10 protein-coding genes are annotated in these 16,511 nt (G+C 60.0%); 6 read left to right on the top strand and 4 right to left on the bottom strand.

Annotated elements, in window-relative coordinates:
• Position 1: 1 nt before the first annotated feature.
• From waaF to AB4O12_RS23890, 3 genes are all read right to left on the bottom strand, one after another.
• The gene (gene waaF / locus AB4O12_RS23900; RefSeq protein WP_460059816.1) at positions 2–1,036 is read right to left on the bottom strand and encodes a lipopolysaccharide heptosyltransferase II; all 1,035 of its coding nucleotides are present in this window, start codon (positions 1,034–1,036) and stop codon (positions 2–4) included.
• Between the two features lie 305 nt (positions 1,037–1,341).
• Positions 1,342–4,281: a bifunctional [glutamate--ammonia ligase]-adenylyl-L-tyrosine phosphorylase/[glutamate--ammonia-ligase] adenylyltransferase gene (gene glnE, locus AB4O12_RS23895; RefSeq protein WP_460059815.1), complete on the bottom strand. Its 2,940-nt coding sequence runs from the start codon at positions 4,279–4,281 to the stop codon at positions 1,342–1,344.
• A complete protein-coding gene (locus AB4O12_RS23890) occupies positions 4,278–4,403 on the bottom strand; it encodes a hypothetical protein (RefSeq protein WP_256584330.1) in 126 nt (41 codons plus the stop codon). Before AB4O12_RS23890 ends, glnE begins: the two co-directional genes overlap by 4 nt.
• A 262-nt stretch (positions 4,404–4,665) precedes the next feature.
• On the opposite strand from AB4O12_RS23890, the gene aceE reads away from it, so the two are divergent.
• The 5 genes from aceE (at position 4,666) to msrA (ending at position 14,768) form a co-directional block, all read left to right on the top strand.
• Positions 4,666–7,311 (top strand): pyruvate dehydrogenase (acetyl-transferring), homodimeric type, encoded by a 2,646-nt coding sequence (gene aceE / locus AB4O12_RS23885; protein WP_041477616.1) that lies wholly within the window; start codon positions 4,666–4,668, stop codon positions 7,309–7,311.
• Between the two features lie 11 nt (positions 7,312–7,322).
• Entirely contained in the window at positions 7,323–9,281 is a 1,959-nt protein-coding gene (gene aceF / locus AB4O12_RS23880) for a dihydrolipoyllysine-residue acetyltransferase (RefSeq protein ID WP_460059814.1), read from the top strand.
• 277 nt (positions 9,282–9,558) lie between these two features.
• Positions 9,559–10,956 (top strand): alkaline phosphatase D family protein, encoded by a 1,398-nt coding sequence (locus AB4O12_RS23875; protein ID WP_460059813.1) that lies wholly within the window; start codon positions 9,559–9,561, stop codon positions 10,954–10,956.
• Between the two features lie 254 nt (positions 10,957–11,210).
• Positions 11,211–13,907, top strand: coding sequence for a putative bifunctional diguanylate cyclase/phosphodiesterase (locus AB4O12_RS23870; RefSeq protein WP_460059812.1), 2,697 nt, complete (start codon positions 11,211–11,213; stop codon positions 13,905–13,907).
• A 195-nt stretch (positions 13,908–14,102) separates the two neighbouring features.
• Positions 14,103–14,768 carry a peptide-methionine (S)-S-oxide reductase MsrA gene (gene msrA, locus AB4O12_RS23865; protein ID WP_056787451.1) on the top strand — a complete coding sequence of 222 codons (666 nt, stop codon included), beginning with the start codon at positions 14,103–14,105 and terminating at the stop codon, positions 14,766–14,768.
• Between the two features lie 124 nt (positions 14,769–14,892).
• Here msrA and AB4O12_RS23860 read toward each other — a convergent pair whose 3' ends face one another.
• Positions 14,893–15,732: a 23S rRNA (adenine(2030)-N(6))-methyltransferase RlmJ gene (locus tag AB4O12_RS23860; protein ID WP_016772007.1), complete on the bottom strand. Its 840-nt coding sequence runs from the start codon at positions 15,730–15,732 to the stop codon at positions 14,893–14,895.
• A 332-nt stretch (positions 15,733–16,064) separates the two neighbouring features.
• Here AB4O12_RS23860 and AB4O12_RS23855 point away from each other — a divergent pair, with 332 nt between their 5' ends.
• Positions 16,065–16,496, top strand: coding sequence for a hypothetical protein (locus tag AB4O12_RS23855; RefSeq protein WP_460059811.1), 432 nt, complete (start codon positions 16,065–16,067; stop codon positions 16,494–16,496).
• Positions 16,497–16,511 lie beyond the last annotated feature (15 nt).

The following is a 16,511-nucleotide window of genomic DNA, read 5'->3' as shown; positions in this document are numbered from 1 at the left end:
GTTAATGAACCTCGACCACGGAGCCCTGCAACTTCTGCAAGGCATCGTTGACCGCTTCCGGCATCAACTGACGCAGGCAGTTGTAATGGCCGAACCGGCAAGTGCGTTCAAAGCACGGGCTGCATTCGATGCCCAGGCGCACGATCTCGACCTGCTCGGCCAGCGGCGGGGTGAAGCCCGGCGAGGTCGAGCCGTATACCGCGACCAGCGGACGATTCAATGCCGCAGCGACGTGCATCAGGCCGGAGTCATTGGACACAACGGAATCGGCGCAGGACAGCAGGTCAATGGCCTCGGCCAGCGAGGTGCCGCCGCTGAGGTTGACCGATTCTTCGCGCAGGCCCGGGATCAAACGTGCGCGGATATCTTCACCGACCGCGTGATCGTTTTTCGAGCCGAACAGCCACACCTGCCAGCCTTCGCGGATGCGCGCTTCGGCGACCTTGGCGTAATGCTCGGACGGCCAGCGCTTGGATTCGCCAAACTCGGCGCCGGGGCACAGGGCCAGGACCGGGCGATCAAGGCTCAGGCCGAACTTGACCAGTGCCGCCTCGCGGGTCACCGGGTCGATTTGCAGACTCGGGCGCGGGTACGGCTTCGGCAGTTCGGCGTTCGCTTCATAGGCCAAGGCCATGAAGCGCTCGATCATCAGCGGGTAGCGTTCTTTGTCGAGGGTACGCACGTCGTTGAGCAGGCCATAGCGGAATTCACCGCGCCAACCGGTGCGTTTCGGGATGCCGGCAAAAAACGGCACCAGCGCCGACTTCAGCGAGTTGGGCAGCAGGATCGCCTGATCGTACTGACCGCGCAGGGATTTGCCGATGCGCCGACGCGTCGCCAGTTCCAGCGCGCCATGGCCGAGCGGGAAGCTCAAGGCCTTGCGCACCTCGGGCATGCGCTCAAGGATCGGCCGGCTCCATTCGGGCGCCAGCACGTCGATTGCGCATTGCGGGTGGCGCTGCTTGAGACACTGAAACAGTGTCTGCGCCATCACCATGTCACCGACCCAACTGGGCCCAACGATCAGAATATTCATGTGGTTTCCAAAAACGAACCGGGGAGGCATTTACGCCTCCCCGCCTCGATAATCATTGTGGAAGCGGCGCTGCTGGCGATGGGTCATTTCCTTCAACATGACTGTCGACTGTCACTCCACTATCGCGAGCAGGCTCACTCCTACATTGTTTTGCATCTGTTCACATTACTGCGCTCAGCGCAGATCACTGTGGGAGCGAGCCTGCTCGCGAAGGGGCCATCACATCCGACATCGGTGTCGTCTGACACTCCGCCTTCGCGAGCAAGCTCGCTCCCACAGGGTATTGGGTGCTGCATAAACCGCTTTCAGCTTAGCCCCATCTCTTTCCATATCCGCAAAACCTGCCGGCGTTCGTCGGCAAACTGGTCGCCCGGTATTACCCCGGCGTCCTTCTGCAAGGCCTGCCGGTGGGCGGCGGAGCGGTAGGCCTTGTAGGCCTCGCGCAACAGACTGGCATCTTCGGCAGGCATCAGCCCTTCGTGTTCCAGCTCTTCCAGAATGCGGATGTTATCGGTCCAGCGCAGCAGCGGCGGATGGCTGTGCGACCACGCCAGGGCCGCGTATTGCACCATAAATTCAATATCGACGATACCTCCGGCGTCCTGCTTGAGGTCGAACGGCACGCCCGCGTCGAACGCATTCGCCGCCGTGCCGGCTGCGGTGCTGCGGGTGCCGAGGTTATCGCGCATCTTGGCGCGCATCTCGCTGACTTCCTGTTGCAGTTTGGCCAGATCCCGTGGTTTGCCCAACACCTGCGCGCGGACTTTTTCAAAAGCCTGGCCAACATCCTGACTGCCCACCAGCACGCGCGCGCGCACCAAGGCCTGATGCTCCCACGTCCAGGCTTCGTTTTCCTGATAGCGCGCGAATGCGCCGAGGGAGCTCACCAACAGCCCAGAAGCGCCGGACGGCCGCAGGCGCATATCCACTTCATACAGCTGGCCGGAATTGGTCTGCGCTGTGAGCAGATGAATGATCCGCTGCCCCAGGCGCGTGAAGAACTGCGCGCCGTCGATGGATTTCGGCCCGTCGGTTTCCGCCTGCGGATCGCCGTCATGGATGAACACCAGATCCAGATCGGAACCATGCCCCAATTCGATACCGCCGACTTTGCCATAACCGACAATGATGAAGCCGGGATCGCACAGCGTGCCGTCGGTGCGCAGCGGCGTGCCGTACTTGGCCACGGTCTGCCGCCAGGCCAGGGCCAGCACTTGTTCGAGAATCGCCTCGGCCAGCCAGGTCAGGTAATCGCTGACTTTCATCAACGGCAGACTGCCGGCGATTTCCGAGGCGGCGACGCGCAAGCGGTGCGCCAGTTTGAAATGGCGCAGGGCTTCCATTTGCTGCTCGAGGTCGTCTTCGGGAATTCGCGTCAGGCGTTCGCGCAACTCGGCCGCCAGTTCCGGCGCCAGCGGCGGCTTGAACAGCCGGCCCTCGTTAAGCAATTCGTCGAGCAGCAGCGGGAAGCGCGTGATCTGCTCGGCAATCCACGGGCTCGCCGCACACAAAGTCAGCAGGCGGCGCAGCGCGCCGGGGTTTTCCGTGAGCAAAACCAGATACGCCGAACGCCGCGCCACCGCTTCCACCAGTGGCAGCACGCGCTCGAGCACCAGATCGGGATTGTCGTGCTCCACCGCTTGCGCGAGCAGTCGCGGAATAAAAGCATCGAGACGCTCGCGCCCCAGCCGCTGCATCGCGCGCAATTGCGGACTGCCACGCAAACCGGCCAGCGCTTTCAGCGCTTTGCCGGCATCGGCGAAACCGCCCTCCTGCAACTGGCGGCACGCGGCCTCTTCGTCCTGCTCTTCCTCCCACAGCGGCAGCCATTCACCACCGACCACCACTTCGCTTTCGCCGCCCTCTTCTTCGTCGGGATCAGCGATCACCTGGGCGAAATGCCAGGCCACGCGCCCGCGCCAGTACATCAGCTGTTCGTGGAATGCCGGCCAATCGGCGAAACCCAGCATGAAGGCGATCCGCGCCTGATCCTGCGCGCTGTCCGGCAGCATCTGCGTCTGACGGTCGGCAATCGCTTGAATGGCATGTTCGGTGTAACGCAGAAACTCGTAACCCTCGCGCAGTTCACTGACCACCGCCGGCGGCAGATAGCCCTGCCCTTCCAGCGTGCTCAACACCTTTAATAGAGGACGCTGTTGCAGGCTCAGATCGCGGCCACCGTGGATCAGTTGAAAGGCCTGAGCGATGAACTCGACTTCACGAATGCCGCCGGAGCCGAGCTTGATGTTGTCGGCCATGCCTTTGCGGCGCACTTCCTGCTGGATCAGCTGCTTCATGGTGCGCAGCGCTTCGATCGCCGAGAAGTCCAGATAACGCCGATAAACGAACGGCCGTAGCATGTCGAGCAACTGCGCGCCGGCAACCTGATCGCCAGCCACCACCCGCGCCTTGATCATCGCGTAGCGTTCCCAGTCGCGGCCCTGATCCTGGTAATACTGCTCCAGCGCATTGAAGCTGAGCACCAGCGCGCCGGACGATCCGTAGGGGCGCAGGCGCATGTCGACGCGAAACACGAAGCCGTCGACGGTCATCGGATCGAGGGCCTTGATCAGACGCTGGCCGAGGCGGATGAAGAATTCCTGATTATCCAGCGAGCGTTTCACGCCGACGGTTTCGCCGCCTTCGGGGTAGGCGAAGATCAGGTCGATATCGGAAGACAGATTCAGCTCGACCGCGCCGAGCTTGCCCATGCCAAGGATGACCATCTGCTGCGGCTCACCGCTGCGCCGGCCGGTGGGTGTGCCGAATTGCTCGCAATGGCGGCTGTACAACCATTGATAGGCTTGATCGATGGTGGCGTCGGCCATGTCCGATAGATCACGGCAGGTCTGCACCAGATCGGCCTGACGGGTCAGGTCGCGCCAGATGATCCGCACCTGATGCCGTGCACGCTGGCGGCGCAAGGCGCGGCCGAGTTCGTCTTCGCTCTGCGCGCAGTTCACGGCGGCGGCGATCTGTGCGCACAGTTCGCCGGGCGCGAACGCCCGATCAAGTTCGCCGGACGCCACCAGCGACAGCAACATCAAAGGGTCACGAATGCTCTGTTCAATGACAAATTCGCTGGCGGCGCTGACGCGGGCGAATTGCGCCCAGCGCTCCGACGTCCAGTTCGACAGGCCGTGATCGTCTTCAAGGGCGGCGACGGACGTACGGAACGACTGCTCGAATCGGCTGACCAACGGCAGGAGAATGGCGGGCAGTTCGGCAAGCACGGGCAGGGTCATGGTCTATCCTTGATCGGCGTAATAAGGGCCGCTTGTAGTGAATGATGAAAACCCGCTACGTGAAGGACTGTCGAACAAAAGTTAGAAATAGCTGAAATTTCTTCTTCTTTGGCATCCAGCATCAAACCTTCACCTTATTCGGATGGAAATCGACCCGCCTTAACGATTATTCTCACAACGCAGTCGGAGGCCACAAGCCTTTCATCTGTAGTTTTACTACTCGTCTATACATTCGAAAGGCTGAAATGCCGGAAGATTTGTAGTAAAACTACACGCCGCCGGAACAACCTGTCGGCAATCCAAGAATTTTAAATCGTCTGCCCACAAGGCCAGTCGCAAACTCAGGCAACCGATTCTGGAAGCCTTTCCGCCCTGGAGCAAGCCATGCAAGACCTCGATCCCGTCGAAACCCAGGAATGGCTGGACGCCCTGGAATCGGTTCTCGACAAAGAAGGCGAAGACCGTGCTCACTATCTGATGACCCGTATGGGCGAACTCGCGACCCGCAGCGGCTCGCAGCTCCCTTACGCGATCACCACGCCTTACCGCAACACGATCCCCGTTACCCACGAAGCACGCATGCCTGGCGACCTGTTCATGGAACGCCGCATTCGCTCGCTGGTACGCTGGAACGCGATGGCCATGGTAATGCGCACGAACCTGCGAGATTCGGACCTGGGTGGTCACATCTCCAGCTTCGCTTCCAGTGCGACCCTGTATGACATCGGCTTCAACTATTTCTTCCAGGCCCCGACCGACGAACATGGCGGCGACCTGATCTACTTCCAGGGCCACACCTCGCCAGGCGTTTACGCCCGCGCATTCATGGAAGGCCGCATCACCGAAGACCAGATGAACAACTTCCGTCAGGAAGTCGACGGTCAAGGCCTGTCGTCCTATCCGCACCCTTGGCTGATGCCTGACTTCTGGCAGTTCCCGACCGTATCGATGGGTCTGGGTCCGATCCAGGCGATCTACCAGGCGCGCTTCATGAAGTACCTGGAGCATCGCGGTTTCATCCAGCCGGGCAAACAGAAAGTCTGGTGCTTCCTGGGCGACGGCGAGTGCGACGAGCCGGAATCCCTGGGCGCGATCTCCCTGGCCGGCCGCGAGAAGCTGGACAACCTGATCTTCGTCATCAACTGCAACCTGCAGCGCCTCGACGGCCCGGTTCGCGGCAACGGCAAGATCATCCAGGAACTCGAAGGCGTGTTCCGCGGTGCGCAGTGGAACGTGACCAAAGTCATCTGGGGCCGTTTCTGGGACCCGCTGCTGGCCAAAGACGTCGACGGTATCCTGCAACGCCGCATGGACGAAGTCATCGACGGCGAATACCAGAACTACAAAGCCAAAGACGGCGCGTTCGTTCGCGAGCACTTCTTCAACACGCCTGAACTCAAGGCGATGGTTGCCGATCTGTCCGACGACGAGATCTGGAAACTCAACCGTGGCGGCCACGACCCGTACAAGGTCTACGCGGCGTACCACGAAGCGGTCAACCACAAGGAACAACCGACCGTCATCCTCGCCAAGACCATCAAGGGTTATGGCACCGGTGCCGGCGAAGCGAAAAACACTGCGCACAACACCAAGAAAGTCGACGTCGACAGCCTGAAGCTGTTCCGCGACCGCTTCGACATCCCGGTCAAGGACGAGGAGCTGGAGAACCTGCCGTTCTTCAAACCAGAGCCAAACAGCGCCGAAGCCCGCTACCTCGCCGAGCGCCGTGCCGCACTGGGCGGTTTCGTGCCACAGCGCCGCGCGCAGAGCTTCAGCGTACCGACTCCGGATCTGGACACTCTGAAAGCCATCCTCGATGGCTCGGGCGACCGTGAAATTTCCACCACCATGGCTTTCGTGCGGATCCTCGCGCAACTGGTCAAGGACAAGGAAATCGGCCCGCGCATCGTCCCGATCATCCCGGACGAAGCCCGTACCTTCGGTATGGAAGGCATGTTCCGTCAGCTGGGTATCTACTCCTCCGTCGGCCAGCTCTACGAGCCAGTCGATAAGGACCAGGTGATGTTCTACAAGGAAGACCAGAAAGGTCAGATCCTTGAAGAAGGCATCAACGAAGCAGGCGCCATGAGCTCGTTCATCGCTGCCGGTACTTCGTACTCCAGCCACAACCAGCCGATGCTGCCGTTCTACATCTTCTACTCGATGTTCGGTTTCCAGCGTATCGGCGACCTGGCCTGGGCCGCTGGCGACAGCCGTACCCGTGGCTTCCTGATCGGCGGCACCGCTGGCCGCACCACCCTGAACGGTGAAGGTCTGCAGCACGAAGACGGTCACAGCCACCTGCTGGCCGCGACCATCCCGAACTGCCGCACCTACGATCCGACCTACGGCTACGAGCTGGCGGTGATCATTCAGGACGGCATGAAGAAGATGACCGAAGAGCAACAGGACATCTTCTACTACATCACCGTGATGAACGAGTCGTACCAGCAGCCAGCCATGCCGGCCGGTGCCGAAGAAGGCATCAAGAAAGGCATGTACCTGCTCGAGGAAGACACTCGCGATGCGGCGCACCACGTTCAGCTGATGGGCTCCGGCACCATCCTGCGTGAAGTGCGTGAAGCGGCGAAGATCCTGCGTGAAGAGTTCAACATCGGCGCTGACGTCTGGAGCGTTACCAGCTTCAACGAACTGCGTCGCGACGGCCTGGCCGTAGAGCGCAGCAACCGCCTCAAGCCTGGCCAGAAGCCTAAGCTGAGCTACGTCGAAGAGTGCCTGAACGGCCGTAAAGGTCCGGTCATTGCTTCTACCGACTACATGAAGCTGTTCGCCGAGCAGATCCGTCAGTGGGTACCGTCCAAGGAATTCAAAGTCCTGGGCACCGACGGTTTCGGCCGCAGCGACAGCCGCAAGAAACTGCGTCATTTCTTCGAAGTCGACCGTCATTTCGTGGTGTTGGCAGCCCTGGAAGCACTGGCTGACCGTGGTGATATCGAACCTAAAGTCGTGGCCGAGGCCATCGTCAAGTTCGGCATCGACCCGGAAAAACGCAACCCACTGGACTGCTGAGGAGACATTTTGTGAGCGAACTCATTCGCGTACCTGACATCGGCAGCGGTGAAGGTGAAGTAATTGAACTGTTTGTGAAGGTCGGCGACCGCATCGAAGCCGACCAGAGCATCCTGACCCTGGAATCGGACAAGGCCAGCATGGAAGTGCCGGCCCCGAAAGCCGGCGTCATCAAGAGCCTGAAAGTGAAGCTGGGCGACCGTCTGAAAGAAGGCGACGAACTGCTTGAGCTGGAAGTCGAGGGCGCCGCTGAAGCGGCACCTGCGCCTGCCGCTGCTCCTGCCAAAGCCGAAGAGAAACCGGCTGCGACACCTGCTGCTGCCGCGCCTGCCGCTGCTCCTGCTGCCGCTTCGGTACAGCAAGTGCACGTGCCGGACATCGGTTCGTCGGGCAAGGCACAGATCATCGAGATCCAGGTCAAGGTCGGCGACAGCGTCGAAGCTGATCAGTCGTTGATCACCTTGGAATCCGACAAGGCCAGCATGGAAATCCCGTCGCCTGCCGCTGGCGTGGTCAAGGCCATCAGCGTCAAGCTCAACGACGAAGTCGGCACTGGCGACCTGATTCTGGATCTGGAAGTGGCGGGTGCTGCGGCCCCTGCGGCTGCCGCTCCGGCCCGAGCTGCTGCACCGGCCGCTGCCGCTGCGCCTGCTCCGGCAGCCGCGCCAGCAGCACCGGTTGCCGACAGCGTTCAGGACATCCACGTTCCGGACATCGGCTCGGCTGGCAAAGCCAAGATCATCGAAGTGTTGGTCAAGGCGGGGGATACCGTTGAAGCCGACCAGTCGCTGATCACCCTGGAATCCGACAAGGCAAGCATGGAAATCCCATCGCCTGCCGCTGGCGTGGTGGAAAGCGTTTCCATCAAGCTGGATGACGAAGTCGGTACCGGCGACCTGATCCTCAAGCTGAAAGTCAAAGGCGCGGCCCCTGCTGCTGCCCCGGCTCCAGCTGCCGCAGCTCCGAGCGCTCCGGCACCTGCCGCTGCTGCTCCGGCTGCCGCTGCACCTGCTGCCGCCGCTCCAGCCGCCGCACCGGCCAAGCCGGGCGCGAAAGTTCACGCCGGCCCTGCCGTGCGTCAACTGGCCCGTGAGTTCGGCGTCGAGCTGAGCGCTGTTGGCGCCAGCGGTCCGCACGGTCGCATCCTCAAGGAAGACGTGCAGGTTTACGTCAAGGCGATGATGCAGAAGGCCAAGGAAGCACCGGCCGCTGCTGGCGGCGCTACCGGTGGCGCGGGCATCCCGCCGATCCCGGTGGTCGATTTCAGCCGTTTCGGCGAAATCGAAGAAGTGCCGATGACCCGCCTGATGCAGGTCGGCGCCGCCAACCTGCACCGCAGCTGGCTGAACGTGCCACACGTAACGCAATTCGACTCGGCGGACATCACCGAGCTGGAAGCTTTCCGTGTTGCGCAGAAAGCCGTGGCCGAGAAGGCTGGCGTCAAGCTGACCATCCTGCCGCTGCTGCTCAAGACCTGCGCGCACTTGCTCAAGGAGCTGCCGGACTTCAACAGTTCGCTGGCGCCAAGCGGCAAGGCGATCATCCGCAAGAAATACGTGAACATCGGCTTCGCCGTCGACACTCCGGATGGCCTGTTGGTGCCGGTCATCAAGAACGTCGACCAGAAGAGCCTGCTGCAATTGGCAGCCGAAGCGGCTTCGCTGGCTGAAAAAGCGCGCACCAAGAAGCTGTCCTCGGACGAGATGCAGGGTGCCTGCTTCACCATTTCCAGCCTCGGTCATATTGGCGGCACCGGCTTCACGCCGATCGTCAACGCGCCGGAAGTGGCGATCCTCGGTGTTTCCAAGGCAACCATCCAGCCAGTCTGGGACGGCAAAGCCTTCCAGCCGAAGCTGATGCTGCCACTGTCGCTGTCCTACGATCACCGCGTGATCAACGGCGCTGCAGCGGCACGCTTTACTCAGCGTCTGGGCAGTCTGTTGGGCGACATCCGCACCATCCTGCTGTAACCCAAACGGCCCTCCGGCGACGGAGGGCCGCTTGCTGCACCCTTTCGAGCGCCACACGCTCGTACCTCAACCCCGTCAATTGACGGGGCTTTTTTTTGCCTGAAATAAACCGGATCGCGCCTCTTTCCTACAACCTGCGCTGACATCGGCCACAGGTCTGGTCCACTTAACGCCAATATTTTCCGCCGCTGGCCAACTAACCTCTGCTCAGGAAAGTTGCTTCAACACGCTCCGCTTATTTAATTCTTGTTTATTAAAATCTCGAACGGAATCGATCATGTTCAAACCGACTATCGGCCCCATCGTGGGCCACACCACAACTAACCAAGTGCGCATTTTCATGCGCGGCGAACAACAGGACAAAAAACGTGTATTTGCCGGAGTTCGCGCTCGCAAGGCCGGCACGGAAAAATGGTCGAACAGCGTATTTGCACTTTTGAACCCGGCCAATGACATGTCGGGTGTACTGGTATTGCAGGATCTCGAAGCTGATTGTGAATACGAATATCAAGCCGGCTGGTTAAGCCCGATGAATCCGGTGCATACCATCGACACGGTCATTGAGTTTCCATTGCAATGGCCGCGACAGCTCTACCGCTTTCGCACCCGCACCGCGAAAGCCAGCCAGCCTCGGGGGTTTGTCGTCGGTTCGTGCCGTTATCTGCGGATTACCGCTGGCGTCGCTTCCTTGCCGCAACTGGGCGACCGCATCTTTGGCTCGATCAATCGACTGGTCGAGAACAGTCATCTACCCGTCAGCGCGGTGATCATGACCGGAGATCAAGTGTATGTAGATGATTTGAATGTCATTGCTCCGGATCGCGAAGCCAAAGACATCCTGAAGAAATATCGAACGGCATTTTCGCAACCGAATATTCAGCGACTGATGTCCAATACATCGACTTACATGATGCTCGACGATCATGAAATAGAAGATAACTGGCCTGCCAATGCCACCGCAGCGGACGAGGACTTATATCGCAACGCCATGGCCGCTTATGAACTTTATCAAGCCAGCCACAGCCCGGTTTATGCATGTAATGAGAAGGGTCAGATAGACCGGGATACGTTGAAGCATTACTGGTATCAGTTTGGCGACAGCGATATCGCCTGGTTCGTCACCGACAGCCGCACCCGACGCAACTTGTCGAAGGATGACCGGCGCATTCTCGACATCGAGCAGGAACACGCCCTGCTGCAATGGCTGATCCATAGCCCGGCACGGGTGAAATTCGTGATGACCAGCGTGATGTTCTATCCCGATCGCAAGTTCAACGGTGACGATGCCTGGAAAGCTTTTCCCGAGCAGCGTCTGCGCCTGCTGGAAACCATCCGCACTCACCGGATCAAGAACGTGGTGTTCGTCTCCGGCGACGTCCATGGCTCGCTGACCAGTCGCTTGAGTCACAGCGAGGACACCGATTTCGAGGTGCACACCATCGTGTCCTCGCCGTTGCACAACAGCAAATTGCTGCCGTATGCCAAGGCTTCAACGTTTATCCTCGATCAACCGCTGGTGCGCACGGCAGCCGGGGATTATCGGCACGAGCTCACCAGTGCGGTGGTGAGTCAGGACAATTTTGCGCATGTGGTCGTTGAGGCTGATCAGATATTGGTCAATTACCATGACCGCGATGGCAAGAAGTTGCAGTCGATCAGTATGAAATTGCGTTGAAACACCAAAAGATCGCAGCCTTCGGCAGCTCCTATATGGCTACGTGGCGCCTGCAAGAGTTGTTCAAGGCTGCGATCTTCTGCTCATTTCAGTTGTGCACTGGAGAAATGTTCACTGCAGCCGACATATTCTTATAGCACTTGGCCTTCATCTCTCTTGTCAGTCGGTGCCGCAATGATGCAACCTTGCCGCAGCCAACAGACAAGAGGGCGAGAGCCCGGCGCATTCAGCATATTTCCAAGCGAGTTTCCTTCATGAAGAGCCAGCCCGATGCCGCCAGCCGTATGGCGGCCGAGGTAGTGACGCAGTTGCCTGTGCCCTCGCGGCTCGGCATGCTGCGTTTCGAGCGCTTGAATGAAGCCAGTTGGGCGATGCTGTTCCTTGATCCCAACTGCGAACGCCAGTTTGGCCAGCCGGCCGTCGAGCTCTGCGCGCTGGTCGGCTCGCCTTACGCCAGCCTGATGGAGCCCGAGGCGCGCTATCAACTGCACGATGCGATTCAGCAGCAGTTGAGCAAAAGCGCACATTACGTGGTGCGCTACACCCTGCACACCGCCGCCGGCGCGTTGAACATCCTCGAGCTGGGCGAAGCCTACAAACAGCACAACCGGCATTTGCTGCGCGGCTACCTGCTGGCGGTCGACGAGGTGTTCGACGAAGCCCGGGCGCTGCCTTCGGTGGATCTGGAAACCCAGAACTCGCGCCTGCAAATCGCCCTTGAGCTGAACCAGCGTGCCCAGCAGGAACAACTGCAGCATCTGGAGCGCGTGCGTGCCCAGCAGGATCTGATTCTGCTGCTCGCACGCCAGCGCTACAGCACGCACAACTCGCTGCAGGAAGCCGCTGAACTGATCACCCGCTGCGCCTGCGATATCTACGAGATCGACTGCGCCAGCCTGTGGAACCTCGAAGGCCAGCGCTTGCTGCCGATCTCCGCTTACCATCGCGCAACTCAGGAATACATCCTGCCGGAGCCGATCGATATCAGCGGCTTCCCCGACTACATGGAAGCCCTGCACAGCAGCCGCGCCATCGATGCCCACAACGCCATGCACGACCCGCGCACCCGCGAGATGGCCGAGGCGATGCGTCCGCGTGACGTCAACGCCATGCTCGATGCCAGCATTCGCGTCGACGGCCAGGTTGTCGGCGTGTTGTGCCTGGAACAGACCGGCGTCACCCGTGCCTGGCAGTCCGACGAAATCGCCTTCGCCGGTGAGCTGGCCGACCAGTTCGCACAAGTGATCAACAATCACAACCGGCGCACCGCCACCAGCGCCCTGCACCTGTTTCAGCGCGCGGTCGAGCAAAGCGCCAACGCCTTTTTGCTGGTCAACTGCGACGGCGTAGTCGAGTACGTCAACCCGAGCTTCACCGCGATCACCCAGTACACCACCGAGGAAGTCCACGGTCAGCGCCTGTCGGAACTGCCCGCCCTGGAAAATCTCAGTGAGCTGCTGTTCGATGCGCCCTCGGCGCTGGCCCAGAGCAACAGCTGGCAGGGCGAATTCAAGAGCCGACGCAAGAACCTCGAACCGTACTGGGGCCAGCTGTCGATCTCCAAGGTCTATGGCGATAACCGTGAGCTGACGCATTACATCGGCATCTACGAAGACATCACTCAGACCAAATTGGCCCAGCAACGCATCGAGCGCCTGGCCTACACCGACAACCTGACCAACCTCGGTAACCGTCCGGCATTCATCCGCAATCTCGATGAGCGCTTCGCCCGCGACAGCGACACGCCGATCAGCCTGTTGCTGGTGGACATCGACAACTTCAAGCGGATCAACGACAGCCTCGGTCACCAGACCGGCGACAAACTGTTGATCAGCCTCGCCCGGCGCCTGCGCAACAGCCTTAGCCCGAGTGGCAGCCTGGCGCGTTTTGCCAGTAACGAGTTCGCCGTGTTGCTCGACGACACCGATCTTGAAGCCGGGCAGCAGATTGCCAGTCAGTTGCTGATGACCCTCGACAAGCCGATGTTCGTCGACAACCAGCTTATCAGCGTCACCGGCTCCGTCGGTCTGGCCTGCGCGCCGCTGCACGGGCGCGATCCGCAAACCCTGATGCGCAACGCCGGTCTGGCACTGCACAAGGCCAAGGCCAACGGCAAACACCAGTTGCAGGTGTTCACTGAGGCGCTGAACGCCGAGGCCAGTTACAAACTGTTCGTCGAGAACAACCTGCGCCGCGCCCTGACGCAGAACGAGCTGGACGTGTTCTACCAGCCGAAACTGTGCCTGCGCAGCGGTCGTCTGCTGGGGATGGAAGCGCTGTTGCGCTGGAACCACCCGGAGCGCGGCATGATTCGCCCGGATCAGTTCATCAGCGTCGCCGAGGAAACCGGCCTGATCATTCCGATCGGCAAGTGGATCGCGCGTCAGGCGTGCCGCATGAGCAAATCCTTGACCGCTGCCGGCCTGGGCAATCTGCAGGTGGCAATCAATCTGTCACCGAAACAGTTCTCTGATCCGGATCTGGTCGCCTCGATCGCCAACATCCTCAGGGAAGAAGCGCTGCCGGCCAATCTGCTCGAACTCGAGCTGACCGAAGGCCTGCTGCTGGAAGCCACCGAAGACACGCATTTGCAACTCGACCAGCTCAAGCGCCTGGGCCTGACCCTGGCCATGGATGACTTCGGCACCGGGTACTCGTCGCTGAGCTATCTGAAGAAATTCCCGATCGACATCATCAAGATCGATCGCAGCTTCATCCACGAAATCCCCGACAACCAGGACGATATGGAAATCACCTCGGCGGTGATCGCCATGGCCCACAACCTGAAACTCAAGGTTGTGGCTGAAGGCATCGAAACCGCCGAGCAACTGGCCTTCCTGCGGCGGCATCGTTGCGACGTCGGCCAGGGTTATCTGTTCGACCGGCCGATTCCCGGTGACGAGTTGATCAAAGCCCTCAAGCGCTACCCGCGTGGGCCGCTGTGCCTCTAAAGCCTGCCTCTATGAAGATCCCTTGTGGGAGCGAGCCTGCTCGCGAAGGCGATAAAACCGTCGACATCTTCGTCGCCTGACACCCCGCTTTCGCGAGCAGGCTCGCTCCCACAGTTTTGATAGTGCGAATTCCGGCATCATTCGGCACACTGGCGGTCTGACTTTTTACCTCCAACCTGACTGAGAGGAACGCTCATGGTTCTGCGCTCGGAAATTCTGGTGAACAAAAACGTGCTTCCAACCAAAGAACAAGCCCTGCCCGGCCGCGAAACCGCGATGACCCTGCCGGAAAAACACTTCGTCTTCGAAGACACCCCGCTGCTCGGTCCATTCTTTCAGGACGTCGACTTTGCGATTTTCGGTCTGGGTTGCTTCTGGGGCGCGGAACGACGTTTCTGGCAGCGCGAAGGTGTGGTCAGCACCGTGGTCGGTTACGCCGGCGGCTTCACGCCGAACCCGACGTACGAAGAAGTCTGCTCGGGCCTAACCGGCCACGCCGAAGTGGTCTTGGTGGTGTATGACAAGGCCCAAGTCAGTTACGAGGAACTGCTGGCGATGTTCTGGGAACTGCACAACCCGACTCAGGGCATGCGTCAGGGCAACGACATCGGCACCCAGTACCGCTCGGTGATCTACGCGACCTCGCCTGAGCATCTGGACGCGGCGCTGAAGAGCAAGGCTGTGTATCAGGCGGAACTGTCGAAGGCGGGTCTGGGCGAAATCAGCACCGAGATCGAACAGGCGCCGACCGTGTACTTCGCCGAGACGTATCACCAGCAATATCTGGCGAAGAACCCTGAGGGTTATTGCGGGATTGGCGGCACCGGCGTTTGCATGCCTGCGAGCCTGGCGGGCAACTAACCCCGCCTGATCGTTCCCACGCTCTGCGTGGGAATGCAGCCCGGGACGCTCCGCGTCCTGACAGCGGACGCAGAGCGTCCATTGAGGCATTCCCACGCGGAGCGTGGGAACGATCGCTCGGCGATCAGCTCTCGGCAATTAACCAATCCATCTGCCAGCCACCTTGGGTCTGCCCCAGCTTCTTCGACAACCACGGCAGCAGCTCACGCAATTCTTCTTCCAGCCCCCACGGCGGATTGGCGATCGCCAGCCCGGAACCGTTCAGGCTGTTCGGCGTGTCCAGTGGATGCACCAGCAGCTCCACACGCAGCAACTTCGGCGCACCCGTGCCCGCCAGGTCTTGATAGAAACGCCGCAATGCACGCTGATCCTTCACCGGATACCAGATCGCTGCCACGGTCTGGCGCATGCGGCCGATGGCTTCTTTCATCGACGCCGCGCAACGCTGCATCTCGTCCAGTTGCTCGAACGGCGGATCGATCAGCATCACCGCGCGCTTCTCCTGCACCGGCAACATCGCCCGCGCCACATGCCAGCCCTCGCCCAGATGCACTTTCACTCGACGATCGCCGGCCATGTTGTCCTTGAGCAACACGCCATCTTCGGGATGCTTCTCGTTGAGCATCACCCGATCCTGCGGCCGCGTCAGACGCCGTGCCAGCTCCGGCGAACCCGGGTAATAGCGCAACTGGCCATCCGGGTTCATCTCGTGCAGCACCTTCATATAGTCGGCAGTCAGCGCCGGCAGGTCCGGCTGATCCCACAACCGCGCAATGCCTTCCAGGTACTCGCCGGTGCGATTGGCCTGATCGCCCTGCAAGTCATACAGACCGATGCCGGCGTGCGTGTCGAGATAGGCAAACGGCTGCTCCTTGCGCGACATCAGAGCGATGAGGCGGGTCAAGGTCAGGTGTTTGAAAACATCGGCGTGATTGCCGGCATGGAAGGCGTGACGATAATTCATGGCTGCTCCTGCGAGGGCCGCAAAGTTTACCTTTTACCGGTCGGCAAGTCAGGGGTTCGCAGCCGAGTGGACAAACGCCTTTCCCTCACCCTAACCCTCTCCCGAAGGGAGAGGGGACTTACGGTGGCGATCTTGCGAGTTACATCGACCTGAATGATCGACGTGATCTCAGGCTTGGCCAAACGAAGTTCACCGCTGAAGTCGCAGGTCGGCGTACAACACCAAGACAACTCGGTCAGTCCCCTCTCCCCTCTGGGAGAGGGCTAGGGTGAGGGGCTTTGCTTTTATGGCGTTAAACTGGCTAACCATCAACGACAGGAAGTCAAAAATTCATGCGATATCTGATCATCTGTTTACTCGGCCTTCTTAGTCCATACCTCGCCCTTGCCGACGAAACCCACATTGAACAGGCACGCCAGACACTAAAGAACTACGGGCTGAGCCACTGCATCCTGAAGCCATTCAACGAACGCTCAGCGCTGGAAAAAGACATTGCACTGTCCGCCAATGCCTATTCGTTCATGGGCAAAGGCATGCATACCATCCTGCAAAATGAAGACACGCTGCAGGTGCTGCACGATCCCTATAAAGAAACCCAAAACTACGTGTTGGCGGCTTACGAGCAGACACCTTCAAACAGCAAATACTCGAATGAAAAAGTAGTGTTTCTTGGGTGCCTGCATGTCTACAACTCCGAGGCGTTCAACATTTTTATCAAAACTCAGGATGCGTACATTTCCGACCGACGCGTTGATATCTATTAACGATCTTTTGATCTT

This window comes from Pseudomonas sp. S2_A05, from assembly GCF_054668485.1.
Note: the sequence above shows the minus strand (reverse complement) of the source record. Positions and strands in the feature narration are given on the sequence as shown.

What these genes read in the sequence shown, in the direction of transcription:
- waaF (WP_460059816.1), bottom strand. Translation starts at nt 1,036, where the DNA reads ATGAATATTCTGATCGTTGGGCCCAGTTGGGTCGGTGACATGGTGATG.
- glnE (WP_460059815.1), bottom strand. Translation starts at nt 4,281, where the DNA reads ATGACCCTGCCCGTGCTTGCCGAACTGCCCGCCATTCTCCTGCCGTTG.
- AB4O12_RS23890 (WP_256584330.1), bottom strand. Translation starts at nt 4,403, where the DNA reads ATGCTGGATGCCAAAGAAGAAGAAATTTCAGCTATTTCTAACTTTTGT.
- aceE (WP_041477616.1), top strand. Translation starts at nt 4,666, where the DNA reads ATGCAAGACCTCGATCCCGTCGAAACCCAGGAATGGCTGGACGCCCTG.
- AB4O12_RS23875 (WP_460059813.1), top strand. Translation starts at nt 9,559, where the DNA reads ATGTTCAAACCGACTATCGGCCCCATCGTGGGCCACACCACAACTAAC.
- AB4O12_RS23870 (WP_460059812.1), top strand. Translation starts at nt 11,211, where the DNA reads ATGAAGAGCCAGCCCGATGCCGCCAGCCGTATGGCGGCCGAGGTAGTG.
- msrA (WP_056787451.1), top strand. Translation starts at nt 14,103, where the DNA reads ATGGTTCTGCGCTCGGAAATTCTGGTGAACAAAAACGTGCTTCCAACC.
- AB4O12_RS23860 (WP_016772007.1), bottom strand. Translation starts at nt 15,732, where the DNA reads ATGAATTATCGTCACGCCTTCCATGCCGGCAATCACGCCGATGTTTTC.
- AB4O12_RS23855 (WP_460059811.1), top strand. Translation starts at nt 16,065, where the DNA reads ATGCGATATCTGATCATCTGTTTACTCGGCCTTCTTAGTCCATACCTC.